The sequence below is a fragment of the Endozoicomonas sp. ALB115 genome, assembly GCF_049310245.1.
Lineage (GTDB): Bacteria > Pseudomonadota > Gammaproteobacteria > Pseudomonadales > Endozoicomonadaceae > Endozoicomonas.
This window is the reverse complement of sequence record NZ_JBLYZG010000060.1, coordinates 1-14936: the sequence shown is the minus strand read 5'-3', so window position 1 is coordinate 14936 and position 14936 is coordinate 1. Positions and strand designations below refer to the sequence as shown.

Annotated in this window: 13 protein-coding genes; 4 read left to right on the top strand and 9 right to left on the bottom strand. The window is 49.8% G+C overall.

Annotation, left to right across the window (positions count from 1 at the left end):
* Nucleotides 1-441 precede the first annotated feature (441 nt).
* From aspA to thiS, 6 genes are all read right to left on the bottom strand, one after another.
* Nucleotides 442-1866 carry an aspartate ammonia-lyase gene (gene aspA / locus ACO6VE_RS19990; protein WP_422463063.1) on the bottom strand — a complete coding sequence of 475 codons (1425 nt, stop codon included), beginning with the start codon at nucleotides 1864-1866 and terminating at the stop codon, nucleotides 442-444.
* Between the two features lie 291 nt (nucleotides 1867-2157).
* A complete protein-coding gene (locus tag ACO6VE_RS19985) occupies nucleotides 2158-4311 on the bottom strand; it encodes a hypothetical protein (RefSeq protein ID WP_422463061.1) in 2154 nt (717 codons plus the stop codon).
* A 292-nt stretch (nucleotides 4312-4603) separates the two neighbouring features.
* Nucleotides 4604-5218, bottom strand: coding sequence for a DNA endonuclease SmrA (smrA, locus tag ACO6VE_RS19980; protein WP_422463059.1), 615 nt, complete (start codon nucleotides 5216-5218; stop codon nucleotides 4604-4606).
* A 27-nt stretch (nucleotides 5219-5245) separates the two neighbouring features.
* Nucleotides 5246-6370, bottom strand: coding sequence for a 2-iminoacetate synthase ThiH (thiH, locus tag ACO6VE_RS19975; protein ID WP_422450522.1), 1125 nt, complete (start codon nucleotides 6368-6370; stop codon nucleotides 5246-5248).
* A gap of 11 nt (nucleotides 6371-6381) precedes the next feature.
* Nucleotides 6382-7161: a thiazole synthase gene (locus ACO6VE_RS19970; protein WP_422450523.1), complete on the bottom strand. Its 780-nt coding sequence runs from the start codon at nucleotides 7159-7161 to the stop codon at nucleotides 6382-6384.
* 41 nt (nucleotides 7162-7202) lie between these two features.
* Nucleotides 7203-7403 carry a sulfur carrier protein ThiS gene (gene thiS / locus ACO6VE_RS19965; RefSeq protein WP_422463057.1) on the bottom strand — a complete coding sequence of 67 codons (201 nt, stop codon included), beginning with the start codon at nucleotides 7401-7403 and terminating at the stop codon, nucleotides 7203-7205.
* A 199-nt stretch (nucleotides 7404-7602) separates the two neighbouring features.
* On the opposite strand from thiS, the gene pheS reads away from it, so the two are divergent.
* From pheS to ACO6VE_RS19945, 4 genes are all read left to right on the top strand, one after another.
* The gene (pheS, locus tag ACO6VE_RS19960) at nucleotides 7603-8631 is read left to right on the top strand and encodes a phenylalanine--tRNA ligase subunit alpha (RefSeq protein ID WP_422463055.1); all 1029 of its coding nucleotides are present in this window, start codon (nucleotides 7603-7605) and stop codon (nucleotides 8629-8631) included.
* Nucleotides 8632-8687: 56 nt separating this feature from the next.
* A complete protein-coding gene (gene pheT / locus ACO6VE_RS19955) occupies nucleotides 8688-11090 on the top strand; it encodes a phenylalanine--tRNA ligase subunit beta (protein ID WP_422463053.1) in 2403 nt (800 codons plus the stop codon).
* 116 nt (nucleotides 11091-11206) lie between these two features.
* Nucleotides 11207-11518 (top strand): integration host factor subunit alpha, encoded by a 312-nt coding sequence (gene ihfA, locus ACO6VE_RS19950; protein WP_101747798.1) that lies wholly within the window; start codon nucleotides 11207-11209, stop codon nucleotides 11516-11518.
* Entirely contained in the window at nucleotides 11499-11843 is a 345-nt protein-coding gene (locus ACO6VE_RS19945; RefSeq protein ID WP_422450527.1) for a MerR family transcriptional regulator, read from the top strand. The genes ihfA and ACO6VE_RS19945 overlap by 20 nt, the downstream gene beginning before the upstream one ends.
* A gap of 28 nt (nucleotides 11844-11871) precedes the next feature.
* Here the strand turns inward: ACO6VE_RS19945 and ACO6VE_RS19940 are convergent, their stop codons facing one another.
* The 3 genes from ACO6VE_RS19940 to ACO6VE_RS19930 all read right to left on the bottom strand — a co-directional run.
* Nucleotides 11872-12975 carry a hypothetical protein gene (locus ACO6VE_RS19940; RefSeq protein WP_422463051.1) on the bottom strand — a complete coding sequence of 368 codons (1104 nt, stop codon included), beginning with the start codon at nucleotides 12973-12975 and terminating at the stop codon, nucleotides 11872-11874.
* A gap of 203 nt (nucleotides 12976-13178) precedes the next feature.
* Nucleotides 13179-14222 (bottom strand): hypothetical protein, encoded by a 1044-nt coding sequence (locus ACO6VE_RS19935; RefSeq protein WP_422463049.1) that lies wholly within the window; start codon nucleotides 14220-14222, stop codon nucleotides 13179-13181.
* 225 nt (nucleotides 14223-14447) lie between these two features.
* Nucleotides 14448-14936, bottom strand: a 489-nt coding sequence (locus ACO6VE_RS19930) for a hypothetical protein (RefSeq protein ID WP_422463048.1), incomplete at its 5' end; no start/stop codon positions are given.

The following is a 14936-nucleotide window of genomic DNA, read 5'->3' as shown; positions in this document are numbered from 1 at the left end:
GGAAGTCACACAGGTTGAAAAAGATTGCTTAAAAGTTGTGGAATTCGCTCTGTGTTTTAGCGTCTCTCGGCAAAGAGTTTAGCAGAGTGTGATGCTGTTGCTTTATCAGGGCAAATAAAAAACAACTCCGGCTTACACTGGAACTCTTTTTGAAGATCAGTCGTTATTTTCGCAGTTTATGCAGAGTAATACTTCCCGCAGGTATCAATTTCTTCTGGTTTCGTACCAGTATTTCCGTTGACTGCGTAAATTTACAGGTTATGTAACGCAAACAAACATCAATCTGAGTAAGGCGCATTATATTAGATGATATTTCCTGTATTGTTATCAGGGATAATACTGCTTGGGTTGTGGATTTGTGCGTAGGTGGAGTGTTTGTGGTGGAGGGTATTGAAGCAAAAGGCCTGTACTTCTACAGGCTCTGAAGTCAGTGTTAAATCATCAGTGAGCTGACTGGCTCAGATTCAGCGGCGCAATCATGTTTTCCGGTTTCAGGATCTCTTTTAGCTGATCTTCGGTCAGCAGGCCTTCTTCCAGCACCAGGTCAACTACACGACGGCCGCTCTTCAGGGCAGTCTTGGCGATGCGGCTGGAGTTTTCGTAGCCCAGGTATGGGTTCAGTGCGGTAACCAGACCAACACTGTCGTCTACGTAGCTCTGGCACACGTCACGGTTGGCGGTAATGCCCTTGATGCACTTCTCAGTCAGCATGTTCATGCCGGCAGACAGCTGCTGGATAGACTCAAGAATCTTGTAAACCAATACTGGTTCAGCGTAGTTCAGCTGCAGCTGCGCGGCCTCAGAAGCCAGGGTTACCACCATGTCGTTACCAATAACGTGGAAAGCGATCTGGTTCATGGCTTCCGGGATAACCGGGTTGACCTTACCAGGCATGATAGACGAACCAGGCTGCATTTCTGGCAGGTTGATCTCGTTAAAGCCACACAGCGGGCCACTGGAGAGCAGACGCAGGTCATTGCTGATTTTGGACAGCTTAACCGCCAGACGTTTCAGGGCGCTGGAGAAAATAACGAATGCACCCATATCAGAAGTGGCTTCCACCAGGTCGCCAGCCAGAATCATTTCCTGACCAGAGATTTCACTCAGGTATTTGATGGCCAGCGGCGCATAACGGCTGTCAGCCGTGATGCCGGTACCGATCGCCGTACCACCCAGGTTCACTTCACGCAGCAGCGCGGCCATTTCACCGATACGCTGAATGTCCTCACCGATGGTGGTGCTGAAAGCACGGAATTCCTGACCCAGGGTCATAGGAACGGCGTCCTGCAACTGGGTGCGACCCATCTTCAGAATGTCGTTGAACTCGTTGGCTTTGACGTCCAAGGCATTTTTCAGGGTCTTGATGGCAACCAGCAGTGACTTGTGCTTGAGCACCATGGCCAGACGCATCGCTGTCGGGTATACGTCGTTGGTAGACTGTGCCATGTTGACGTGGGTGTTCGGGTGCAGGTACTGGTATTCACCACGACGATGTCCCATCAGTTCCAGGGCACGGTTACAGATGACTTCGTTGGCGTTCATGTTGGTGGAAGTACCCGCACCGCCCTGAATCATGTCAACAACAAACTGATCGTGCAGACGACCTTCGATGATCTCATCACAGGCATCAGCAATGGCTTCTGCTTTCTGCTGGTCCAGCATGCCCAGATCACGGTTCGCCAGTGCACAGGCTTTCTTGACCATAGCCAGGGCCCGTGGCAGGTTGGCATAGTGGTTCAGCTGAACACCGCTGATCTGGAAGTTTTCAATGGCACGCTGGGTCTGGATGCCATAGTAAACATTTTCCGGAACCGGAGCTTCACCGAGCAGATCGTGTTCAATTCGGTATTGGGTAAGGTCTGTCATTTTCTTGGCCTGGGATAGCGCCATACTTGCGCACTGGAGGAAAATCATTAGCCTGCATCGGATAAGCCTGTTTTGCTTGGTAACAGCAGGCTGGCTGGGTTTAGTCTGTGCCTCTCCATAATTATCAGCAATAAGTGGTACTACCTAACTGAATAAAAGTTATCAAAAAAATAAAAGATGAATGATCTGTATCAATTTTGATCAGTTTTTGTATCTATGCTTGTGACTGGCAATGAGGACAGGTATGCCACACTAAGAGCCTCCAACGCCGAGTGTGGTTTAACGTTAAGATTATCGGTAAAGAGTTACCCGACGGTAGTATTGTTCTCTATTTTCTTCAGGGCCTTTGCCTTCCGGTTTATAGCAGGGGTCAAATGTCGTCTTGGCCCCGAAGCACAGGGAGGCCTTTTTTGCCATTTCGCTTCTTCCTGTTTCCTCCTGAATAAATCGAAAGATATGACCAAGACCACTTCCTGCGCGACAACGGATATTGTGTCTCATATACTGTTGCAATTCTTTATCGCCGCCAAAGTTATTGATGTTATCAAGCCAGTCAGTTAGCGATGCAATACGGTCGTTAACCCGCTGTTCACCGTCTACTATCTCAGTTTGTTTAACCGTGTGTTGCAGGCACAGGATCATCATCTGCTTTGCCAAATTCAGGGCATCCAGCCGCTCTTGTTGAGTTGATCTTAGACCACCGCTATGCGGATCTTCAGTGCAATGAAGAAGCGTCCATGTTGCTTCTTCGAGCAGGCGTTCGAACTGTAACATGAACATGAATTTCTGGTTTTTCAGAATGTCATAACATCTGACTTCCTCTTCGAGATTGTTGAAAATTCTACAGGTATGAATATGGCGAAGCAGCTTATTGATGACAGGATTCCGGTTTTCAGGCTTCATTGCTTCAAAAGGGTTGAGTTTTTTTCCCTTCCAGCCAATAACTGAAAATTCTTTAACCGCATCGTTATTACCAGAAGTGGTATCCTGGTGATATTGATATTTATTGATGAGAGCTTCTGCCAGTGACATCACTGAAGATAGATCGGTTAATGACACTTGTTTCATCTCTATGGCAGGTGTCGCTGAAGGTTTGGTTTCGATTAACTTAACCCTGTCGTTTTTCTCAGGAGGATCGGCCTGCAATGCATGGTTACCTGAGGGTGTTATGTGGCTTTCTTCCTCCAGGAATATCAGTTGATTAACCTTTGCATGGCATTGCAACCATAAAGACCGTTCTGCTTCATGGAGTCTGGATTCTGATTTCTCTAATAAAGATTTGATGGTTGCCAGTTTTTCACGATCAGGAGACTGGCAGTGCTCAAGGTAAAACCGGGCCAGTTCAAAGTGCATCGTATCGTCTTTACTGGCAGCATCAACTAATAACCGTTCAGACTTTTCCGGGTCAAGCTGATGGTTAAGGGCAATCATGGCCTTCAGCCAGATAACCATGGGGTTTTGACTATCTAAAGCGACAACTTCTGCTGTGTTGCCGTCAAGGTAAGCCATCAGAGCATCGGAAACATCTGATGCAGTGATTTTTTTTATCTGTTGCCTTACTTGCTCTTCATCTCCAAAATCAACCAGGCCATAAAAGTTTACAAGGATTTTTATCAATAAAAATAGGTTTTCCGTGGTTGGAGTTATTTCAATAAGATCAGTAAGAATCTCTATGCTTTTACTGGAAGGAATATTAACTCCGGCAGGATTTAGTGATTTCAGATGAATGACCAGCGATTGCTCTCTCAAGCCAATAAATGCCGGGGTTCGGGCAATGTCAGAGTTCTCAAAGCTATCACAAAGTGATGCGATAACCGTCGTTAGTCTGGCTCTTGTTTCTCCCGAAACGGATTGATTAATGGACAGCTTGTAAAGTTTACCCAATGTTTTTGCCAGAAGAACATAAGGAACAAGATCGGGATCGGCTAATTGTCTGTCGATGATTATCTGAAACAATTGAAGGGTTGCTTCAGCAATTACAGACAGTTTGTTGTCAGATGGCTGCTCAATAGCGTCTGTTTTCAGCATGCAGCGCATGGTTGCCTGAAACCAGTGATGAAAGTTTTCCTTGTCTGTTTTTGTCAGGAACTCCTTGCTTTTTCTGTGTAATGTACTTGATAGATCAAGCGCTATTGATTTAAGTACTTTTAATTGAGTAACAGGCGTTTGTTCTTTAATCTGTCGGAGTTGCTGATTTATGCCGGGTTTTTCCGGATGCTGTTCACTTTTATTGATCACTGCTTGAATGCTATCGGTAATATCTGTATAAGACACTGTGGTCCCAATAATTTTATCCAGCTCATCTTTTCGTCCCTCCTGAACCAGTTTTTGTATTTTTTTTAATCCTTGCATCTCAGCAATATGCTGTCGTTGGTATTCTCTCGGAAGGTGAGCGGTTTCTGATTGCCACTGATTTTTAAGAACCCGGTCAGGAATATGCTGCATAGAGGAAGCCCCCCTGTCATATAGAGCTTTTGCAACTTTCTCTCTTTCTGAGAGGCTGCGGGCAGAAGTGCTCTTGGAGGCTTTTTTGGGTCGATGAATCTCTCGATGCTTATGCCGTGAACGAGGTCCTGGTTGAGAGGTGGGAGTCTCAGTGTGAGAACCAATTGAAGAACCTTGAGTTGCTGAAGCCGACTGATTGGCATCCATCTCTGTCACCTTTCCGAGCTATTCTGAGTTCAGATTAGACTCGGATTTGGTCTTATAGTTCTAACATTTGCCGACTTCAGGTAGTTTATTTTGTCCGTTTTGCGTGGCGCTCGCGGTTTTCCAGTTTTTCCCGCTCACTTTTTCTGATCATCACATACAGTGCTCCAGAGCCGCCATGGACTTTCAGTGCGCTGTGAAACGCCAGCACCGCTTCCATCTGGGGTAGCCAGTTGTACAGGTAACTTTTCAGCAGGGCAGGTGGACTGCTTTTCTCACCGCGCCCGTGGGCTATCAAGACGGTACGCAGCTCGTGTTCCCGGCAATCATTGATAAACTGGAAAACCTGCTCCCGGGCTTCCCGGGCGGTTTTGTGGTGCAGGTCAAGGCGTGCCTCAATATCATATTTGCCCAGGCGGAGTTTTTTGAACACGCCTTCCTGTACGCCATCCCGCTTCCAGACCAGAAAGTCATGGGGTTTGACCATCTTCGGGTTGAGCAGGGAGAGAAAATTCGGGTCGGTAAAGGTGTCTTCCGCAGCGGCCTTGCGAATCTCCTGGCCCGGTGTGACCCGCTGAACTCTCCGGGTATCTGCGGTTGCTTTCTGTTTTAACGGGTTGACGCCTTTCATCTCTTTCAGGAAAGCAGAGATGTCATCATTGTCAGAAGAGTTGCCTGATGAATTGTTTGCTGAGTTGCTCATAGCCGGATAACTGACCAAGTGAAACTGTTAATGGCTGAAACAGTGGGACCAGTCTTTCCAGACCGGTTCGAGCCCTTTGGCACGAATGGCATCCGCCACTGCTTCTGGACGTCGGTTGTCGTCAATGGTGAACTGTTCCAGATCTTCATTGCCCAGGATATTGTCATCCGCATAGCCACCCGGGTGGGTGCTGGAATAGGCGCTCATGGTGGTGATGCCCAGGGGCAGGACATTATCCCGGAACATTGCCGATTCACGGGTGGATAAGGAGAGCTCGGCTTCGGGTTTGAACAGGCGGTAAGCACAGATCAGCTGAACCAGCTGACGGTCAGAAATCACCGATACCGGCTGAAAATCACCTTCACAGGGGCGCAACCGGGGGAAGGAAATGGCGTAGCGGGTGCGCCAGTAGGTCTTTTCCAGGTAATCCAGGTGAGCCGCCACCATGGCTGAGTCGGTTCGCCAGTCTTCCAGGCCAATCAAGGCACCAACGCCGATTTTATCAATGCCCGCCCGTCCCAGTCGGTCAGCGGTTTCCAGACGGTAATTGAAATTCATTTTGCTGCCCCGGAGATGGTATTGCTCATAGGCAGACCGGTGATAGGTTTCCTGGTAAACCAGCACCGCATCAAGGCCAGCTGCCATCAGGGATTGGTAATCTTCCTGATCCAGAGGCTGGACCTCAATACTGATATGGGCAAAGTGTGGCCGCAGCCGCTCAATCACCGATTTGATGTAGCTGACACCCACCGTCCCCGGGGCTTCGCCAGTCACCAGCAGGATATGATCGAAACCCATCTTTTTGATCGCTGCCACTTCCCGGTCCAGCTCGTCCATCTTCAGGGTTTTTCGGCGAATTTTGTTACCGAGACTAAAGCCGCAGTAAGTGCAGATATTGGTGCACTTGTTGGAGAGATAGAGGGGAATAAAGAGCTGCAAAGTATTGCCGAACCGTTGTCGGGTCAGCTGCCTGCTTTTTTGCGCCATGGCTTCCAGGTAGGGCTCTGCTGCCGGGGATATCAGTGCCAGAAACTGCTGATGGTTCAGTCTGGTGCTGTGCAGGGCGTTCTCTACATCCGCAGCGGTCTGGCTGTGGATGGTCATTTTCAGTTCATCCCACTGAAGCTGATTAAAGTGGTCAAGAAAGGTCATCAGGTCCTCTCCTAAAGGTCATCCAGAAAGGCCGTTAACGGGCTGCTGGCCTGAGCCTGTAAAGCGCGCCCACCAAGACCGGCCTGGTAAGCCCTGCGCCCGGCGATAACGGCATCTTTAAAGGCGATGGCCATTTGTACCGGATCACGGGCCACGGCAATGGCGGAATTAACCAGCACGGCATCAGCCCCCATCTCCATGGCCTGGGCCGCATCGGAAGGGCTGCCTATGCCCGCATCAATCACCACCGGTACCGAGCTTTGTTCAATAATGATCTGGATAAACTCTTTGGTCTTCAGACCCAGGTTACTGCCAATGGGGGAACCCAGGGGCATAACGGCGGCAACACCCACTTCCTCCAGGCGTTTGCAGAGAACCGGATCTGCATGGATATAAGGCATGACGGCAAAACCCATGGCACTTAATGTTTCGCAGGCTTTCAGGGTTTCAATGGGGTCTGGCAGAAGGTATTTGGGGTCTGGATGAATTTCGACTTTGACGAAATGGGTGCCGAGGGCTTCTCTGGCCAGCTGGGCTGCGTAAATGGCTTCATCCGCAGTGCGGGCACCTGAGGTGTTTGGCAGCAGGTTCAGGTTGTGCTCCAGCTGTCGGTCGAGAAGAGGCCCGAGGATATTGTCCTGCTGCTCATTCAGGTCAACCCGCTTCAGCGCCATAGTGACCAGTTCACTGCCGGAGGCAATGATGGCATCGGTCATCAATTGGCTGTTACTGAACTTTCCAGTTCCGGTAAACAGTCGTGAAGAAAAGGTTTTATCCGCAATTTCCAGCATGCCAGCCTTACGTTATTTAGTGCGCTTTGGTTTATGTTTGTCTAGCCACCCGCCGTTGCTTTTATCAGCGTAATGTTATCCCCGTCACTCAGCAGATAAGATGCCCACCGGGAGCGGCTGATGATTTTACTATTGACCGCAAGGGCTATGCCTTTTTCCAGGTGGTTCAGTTGCTGTAACAGGGCCTCAACGCTGACAGGGGGCTCCACTGCCATCGGCTGATTGTTTACCGTGATCTGCATGGTCAATTGGGTGCCAGTCCTTTTAAGTTGGCAAGATTCTAAAGAATCCGGGGGGTGTTTGACAAATGATCTGCACAGCCGGGTTGAGGCACAAAGACAAATACTCTCCATTATTGGCGGTGACAACTCTACCCAAGGCAAGGTTCAGCCGTTAGAATTGACCGTTTATTTTCTGTAGCTCATCTGTTTTGGAAACCCCATGGAGAATCTGGATAACACGCTTGATACGCTGGTGGCCAGCGCACTCAGTGCCGTTGAAGCCGTTGCTGACGCCTCAGGTCTGGACGAGATCCGCGTTCAGTTCCTTGGTAAGAAAGGCGAGCTGACCTCTTTGCTCAAGGCCCTTGGCCAGCTCTCCCCTGAGGAGCGACCAAAAGCAGGTGGGCTGATTAACAAGGGTAAGCAGCAGGTTCAGGACGCGATCAACCATAAGAAAGCGTTGCTGGATCAACAGGCCCTGGATGCCCGACTGGCCAGTGAGGCCATTGATGTATCCCTGGCCGGGCGTGGTCAGGTGCCGGGTACTGTTCACCCGATTACCCGTACCATGGAACGGATTACCGACTATTTCGGTCGCATCGGCTTTACCGTGGAGCAAGGGCCGGAAATCGAAGATGATTACCACAACTTCGAAGCCCTGAATATTCCCGGTCACCATCCGGCCCGTGCCATGCACGACACGTTCTATTTTGACGACACTACCGTACTGAGAACCCACACCTCACCGGTTCAGGTTCGCACCATGGAGCGCTTCGTCAAAAATAACGAGAACCCGCCCATTGCCATTGTCTGCCCGGGTAAGGTGTATCGCTGCGACTCTGACCAGACCCACAGCCCGATGTTCCACCAGGTGGAAGGTCTGTACGTTGCCGAGAAAGTCAGCTTTGCGGACCTGAAAAGTGTTCTGATTGATTTCCTGAGAATCTTTTTTGAGCGGGATGACCTGCAGGTTCGTTTCCGTCCATCCTACTTCCCGTTCACTGAGCCTTCTGCCGAGGTGGATATTGAGTGGGGCCGTAACGACGATGGCTCGATCAAATGGCTGGAAGTCCTGGGCTGCGGCATGGTGCATCCGGACGTGTTCCGCTACTCCGGGATCGATCCTGAAAAGTACACCGGTTTTGCCTTTGGTATGGGGGTTGAGCGTTTTGCCATGCTGCGTTATGGCGTCAATGACCTGCGCCAGTTCTTTGAGAACGACTTGCGCTTCCTGGATCAGTTCCGTTGAGGACGGCGTCATTTTCAAACGTTTAAGAACGGTTTTAGCAGGATTGAGTAAATAGCATGAAATTCAGTGAAAAGTGGTTGCGGCAGTGGGTCAATATTGAGGTCGATACCCAGGCGCTGGTGGATAAAATCACCATGGCCGGTCTGGAGGTTGACGAGGTTGAAGCGGTTGCCGGTGAGTTTACCGGTGTCGTTATTGGTGAAATTGTTGCCTGTGAGCAGCACCCGGACGCCGATAAGCTGCGGGTGACTCAGGTCAGTACCGGCAGTGAGTCTTGCCAGGTGGTGTGTGGTGCCCCTAATGCCCGGGTGGGGATCAAGGTTCCCTTTGCCACCGTGGGTGCCGTATTGCCCGGCAACTTCAAAATCAAAAAAGCCAGATTGCGCGGTGTTGAATCCTTCGGCATGCTCTGTGCCGAAGAAGAGCTCGGCATGGCTGAGTCTTCCGATGGTTTGCTGGAGCTGCCTGCGGATGCCCCGGTTGGCCAGAATATTCGTGAATACCTCTCTCTGGACGACAAGATCATCGATGTGGATCTGACGCCTAATCGTGGTGACTGTCTGAGCATCGCCGGTCTGGCCCGTGAAGTCAGCGCAAACTTTCTGGCGGATGTGACAGAAGAGCAGATAGCCGAAGTGGCACCCGCCATTGACGATACCTTCCCGATTCATATTGATGCTCCACAGGGCTGCCCGCGCTATGTTGGCCGGGTTATTCGTAACGTGGACGTTTCCCGTTCTGCGCCATTGTGGCTCACTGAGCATCTGCGTCGCTCCGGTGTTCGTTCCATTGACCCGGTGGTGGATGTTACCAACTACGTTATGCTGGAACTGGGTCAGCCTATGCACGGTTTTGACCTGGATACGCTCTCTGGCAGCATTCATGTGCGCATGGCGGAGGCTGGCGAGAAGCTGACCCTGCTGGATGGTCAGGAAGTCACACTGAACGACAACACACTGGTCATTGCTGATGAGCAGAAGGCTCTGGCGATTGCCGGGGTGATGGGGGGAGAAGGTTCCGGCGTCAGTGACCAGACCCGTCATATCTTCCTGGAAAGCGCATTCTTTGATCCGATTACCATTGCCGGTAAGGCCCGTTCCTATGGCTTGCACACGGACTCTTCCCACCGCTTTGAACGGGGTGTGGATTTCCAGCTGCAGAACAACGCGGTTGAACGTGCCACGGCCCTGATCGTCGAGATTTGTGGCGGTGAACCGGGTCCGGTAACGGAAGTGGCCAGCGAAGCCCACCTGCCTGCTCTGCGTGAAGTGACACTGCGTTCTGAAAAAGTGACGTCACTGCTGGGTATGGCCATCGAAAACCGTCATATCGAAGCATTACTGTCGCGCCTGGGTCTGGGCTTAACGCTTGTTGAAGAGACCGATGACCAGGCATGCTGGACGGTGTCTGTCCCCAGCTGGCGCTTTGATATTGCCATCGAAGAAGATCTGGTGGAAGAGCTTGGCCGAATTTACGGCTACAACAATCTGCCTGAGAGCACGCCGACAGCGCTGTTAAAGATGAAGCAGGTGGACGAGTCCCGGGTTCAGGAATCAGACATTCGTCGTGTACTGACGGCCCGTGGTTATCAGGAGGCGGTGTGCTTCAGCTTTATCGCTCCGGAACTGCACCGGCTGTTTGATCCTCAGCGTGAGCCTGTTGCCCTGTCCAACCCGATTGCCAGCGACCTGTCCGTGATGCGCACAACGTTGCTGCCGGGACTGGTTAAAACTGCTGGCTACAACCTGAATCGTCAGCAAAGCCGGGTTCGTCTGTTTGAAACAGGTCTGACCTTTATCAGGGAAAAGGGTAAAGACGGCGATGAACTTAAACAGGAGCCAATGCTGGCTGCCCTGATGACTGGCAGTCGTCACCCGGAAAGCTGGCAGGGTAAGGCTGAAGCCGTTGACTTCTTTGACCTGAAAGGCGATTTCGAAGCGGTCTTTGCCCTGGGTCAGGCCGGTAATGAGTTTGTGTTCCGTAAGGGCGAGCATGCTGCCATGCATCCTGGCCAGTGTGCCGAAATTGTGCGTGATGGCAAAGTGATTGGTCATATGGGGGCCCTGCACCCATCGCTGGCAAAGACGATGGATATGCCCGCTGCGGTTTACCTGGTTGAGCTCAGCCTGAAAGCGGTGACTGAAGGCCAAGTTACCCGTTTTGCAGCCCTGTCGAAGTATCCTGAAGTTCGCCGTGACCTGGCACTGGTGGTTAATGCCGCCACTGCTGCTGGCGATATTGAACGGGTAATTGCCAGTGAAGCCGGTGAACTGTTGCGCCGGGTCAATACTTTTGATGTTTATGCCGGTCAGGGTATTGAAGCAGGGTTCAAGAGCCTGGCCATGGGCTTGACCTTACAGCATCCTTCCCGCACTCTAAAGGATGACGAGGTTAATGAGCTGGTTGACCGTGTTGTTGCCCGCTTGAAACAGGACTTCGATGCCAGCCTGCGTCAGTAAACGCCAGTCAATGGCCTCAGAGTGAATAATAAGATCATGGTAATAGCCTGTTATCTTTCTTTCAGAAAACCCGATACAGCTATTACCATGGGAAAAACAAAAAAGGGGATTGGTTCATGGGAGCCCTGACGAAAGCCGATATGGCCGAGCGACTGAATGAAGAGCTTGGCCTTAACAAACGCGAAGCCAAAGAGATGGTCGAGCTGTTTTTTGAGGAAATTCGCCAGTCTCTCGAAAAAAACCAATCGGTGAAACTGTCCGGCTTTGGTAACTTTGATTTGCGCGATAAACGTCAAAGACCAGGCCGGAACCCGAAAACGGGAGAGGAAATCCCGATCACCCCACGACGTGTGGTGACCTTCAAACCCGGTCAGAAACTCAAGGCGAGAGTGGAAACCTATGCAGGACATGGAACTCAGGACGAGTGATCTGCCAGCTATCCCTGGCAAACGCTACTTTACCATTGGCGAAGTCAGTGAGCTCTGTTTGGTTAAGTCTCATGTGCTGCGCTATTGGGAGCAGGAATTTCCCCAACTGTCACCGGTTCGTCGAGGTAATCGGCGCTATTACCGCCATGAGGACGTACAGCTGGTTCGACAGATCCGCAGTCTTTTATACGATCAGCGCTTTACCATCGATGGAGCCCGCACGCAGCTGAAGCGACATGCGGTTAAGCGACAAACGTTTGATTATCGTACTGAAATAGCGCAGGCAATATCGGAATTAGAAGCAGTTGTTGATATTTTGTCCTGAGCTAAATGATTTGGAACAGGCAATCACTTCATCCGAAGAAGTAGCTGAGTGGTGGTTTTTCCCAGGGCGGAATCCAGGATACTGGATCAATGAGAAAGGTGATGTCTTGCAAGTAATATTTTTCCCAGAGACTATCACAGCCATGATAACGTTTTTGCTTTAAGAGCCTGGGATTGTCTTTCAATTTCTGGATGTTATCCAATCCAAGTTTCAGCGCAATAAGTTCTTCGGGTGTGTTGCCATTTCTATCTTTATTATCACGTGTTGTTGTCGGTAATCTCTCCGGGAAATCGTGGTAACGGTAGCCATGTTTTCTTGCCAAAGCGCAATTTATATTGTCGGTTGTTTCCATTTGCTCCCGTTGCAGATATTCGAAAACTTCATGATCATCCTGCTCCACAGCACAATGAAGCAAAGTTTTCTGGTCTTCTGATTTGTGAAATAAATACGCTCGGTAATGTTCACTCCCCATGAAATGACTGCAAAGCTCACGTACTACTTTAAGACTGCTGTGACTTGCCGCCAGACTAAACAGGCTATTGCGTTTGTCGTTCGTGGTATTTGCCAGTTTACCCAATTTTCTGAGTGCTTCCATAAGGGTGAGTGCCCCTTCATTCCAGCCGGTCAAAAGGGCAAAGTGCAAGGCCGTGTCGTGGTTCATGGCAATTGGCAGGATATTTCTAATCTCGCCAGGGTCCTCCAGTCGTGCAGCATTAGCAGCGATAGCCGCAGTGACAGAGATAGTAGTAGTGATAGTAATGGAATCGGGAGTAGAAGACGTAGTGGTAGTAGAACAAGACGCCGTGTGTTGATCAATGCGACTCCGGCAGACATCATTCTTGAGAGCGAGCTGTAAGAGCTTCATATCACCTGCGAGACAGGCAATGTGCAATGGGGTTAAATCACAAGGGAGATCCCAGTCGTTTAATCCACCTTCAGCACTTTTTAATAGTCCAGCTGCCAGCTGAGCTGTTTCGACCAACATTTTAATGTCTGTCAACTCCGTAAAGGCCTTGGCAACCTCACCGCAGGAAGGCCCGTTTGTTGGTGTGGCCTTCACTCCTTCGAGTTGCGTTTCCTTGGCTGCTGAAGACTGAAAAGACAGATTAGTTTGGGAAGTATTGACATCCATAACAAAGTGACCTCGAACATGTGTCTGCGTAATTTGAATACACGACCGGCACAAAGTTCCTCACTACAATCAAAAATTTCCCATCACTTATTTACCAGGGGTGAAGAGTAGAACGTGGAGATGTTCTGTGATAAACCGGAAAGCCATGGCAATCGATTCTGCCTGGTCAGAAATTACTTCGGAACAGGCAGTGACTGATCACTTCATACGAGGTTGCATGATCTAAACGGCGAAATCCAGGATATAGGCTGCATTAAACCAGTAATGTCTTGCAAGTAGTAATTTAGCCAGGGGTTTTTATTGTCACTAAAACGTACTTCCTCTACAAGTTTGGGATTGTCATGAAATTGCTGGATATAACGCAGACCAGCTTTCATTGCGGCAAGTTTCTCGGGTGTATTACCATTTCTATCTTTATCAGCACGCGTTGTTCTCGGGAGCATCCGGAGCTGGTTGTCCTGATCATTCGCCGAACCTGCGATCATTTCTCTGGTTGCGGACATTTGCTGATCTTGCAGATAGTTGAAAACTTCCGGACCATTCTGGTCTACTGCACAATGAAGCAAGGTTCTCTGGTGTTCTGATTTGTGAAACAGATACTCCCGATAATTTTCACTCGCCTTGAAAGAATCGCAAAGCCCACGAACAACTTCAAGACTGCTGTGACTTGCCGCCAGACTGAGCAGGCTTTCGCCTCTGTCGTTAATCGTGTTTTTCAGTTTATCCTGAACATCAAGCTCTTCGATAAGCGCTAATGCTCCTTTGTCCCAGCCGGTCAGCAGGGCAAAATGCAAAGCCGTGTCGTGGTTCGTGGCAATTGGCCGTTGATCACCAACTTCGTTATTGCCCTCTGGTGATGCAGTTGCTGCATTGGCACTAGTTTCATTTGCAGTAGCATCAACATCAGTATCAGCAGATGTTTGCTGATCAATGTGCTCCTGGCAAAAATCATCCAGCATTGCGAGTTTTAACAGTTCCATATCACCAGCAAGACAGGCAATATGCAACGGGGTTAAATTACAGGGAAACTCCCAGTCGTTTAATTTACCGTCAGGATCTTTTAATTGTCTGGCAACCGCCTTGGCTTTTTCGACCAGCGTTTCTGTGTCTGTCAACTTCGGGAAGACGTTAGCCATCTCACTGCAGGATGGCTCTTTTGCTGGTATGGCTTCCACTCCTTCGTGTTGCTTCTCCTGAACTGGTGAAGCTGGAACTTGCCGTATAATTTGAGAACCAGTGACATTCATAACAAAGTGACCTCGGACATGAGCCTGCGTTGTTTGAACACCTGATCGATACAAAGTTCCTGACCAAAACCGAAAAAAAACTTTTCATCACCCATTCACCGGGGTTGAAGCGTCGAACCTGAAGTCAGCCTTCCAGCGATCAATGGCCACAATGGCATTGGCCGGATCTGAAATGGGAGATTCTGTTATGCAGTCCCAACAGTTTCAAGACCTTCTTAATGCATATCACAGCCCTTGTAGGAACTCTTCCATCCAGTCATCGTTGTTGACCAGTTCTGACTCTGTCGCCAATGAATCCAGTGTCGCCCATGAATCCAAATCCCATTCCACTATTTCATCAAGCCCAAGTGGGTCTCTTCTCCTTTTCTTGCTGGCTTCATTCCATTCTTTCCGTGTTTCTGAATCCACTGCGTAGCTCATTTTGCAGATAGCAGTGCTTAATTCAACATAAGTCATACGGCTTCGGTGGGGTTCCAGCAGTTCAAGTTCTGCACTTCCCAATTCGCGAAAACGATCCAGAGCTTCCATTGCCGCGTCAAAGTCAGATAGCGGCCCTTGAATGCGACTGTTGGCAACCTGGTTCCCTTGAGTTGGTATGCCTGCCCCTGCTGGAAGTCCTTGCTGAGGGATTGATGTTACTACTGGCGTTTTTGCTGCCTCAATCTGTTCCAACTTTGCAACCACCGCTTTCTTAACGAGGTCTGGAACAATGCC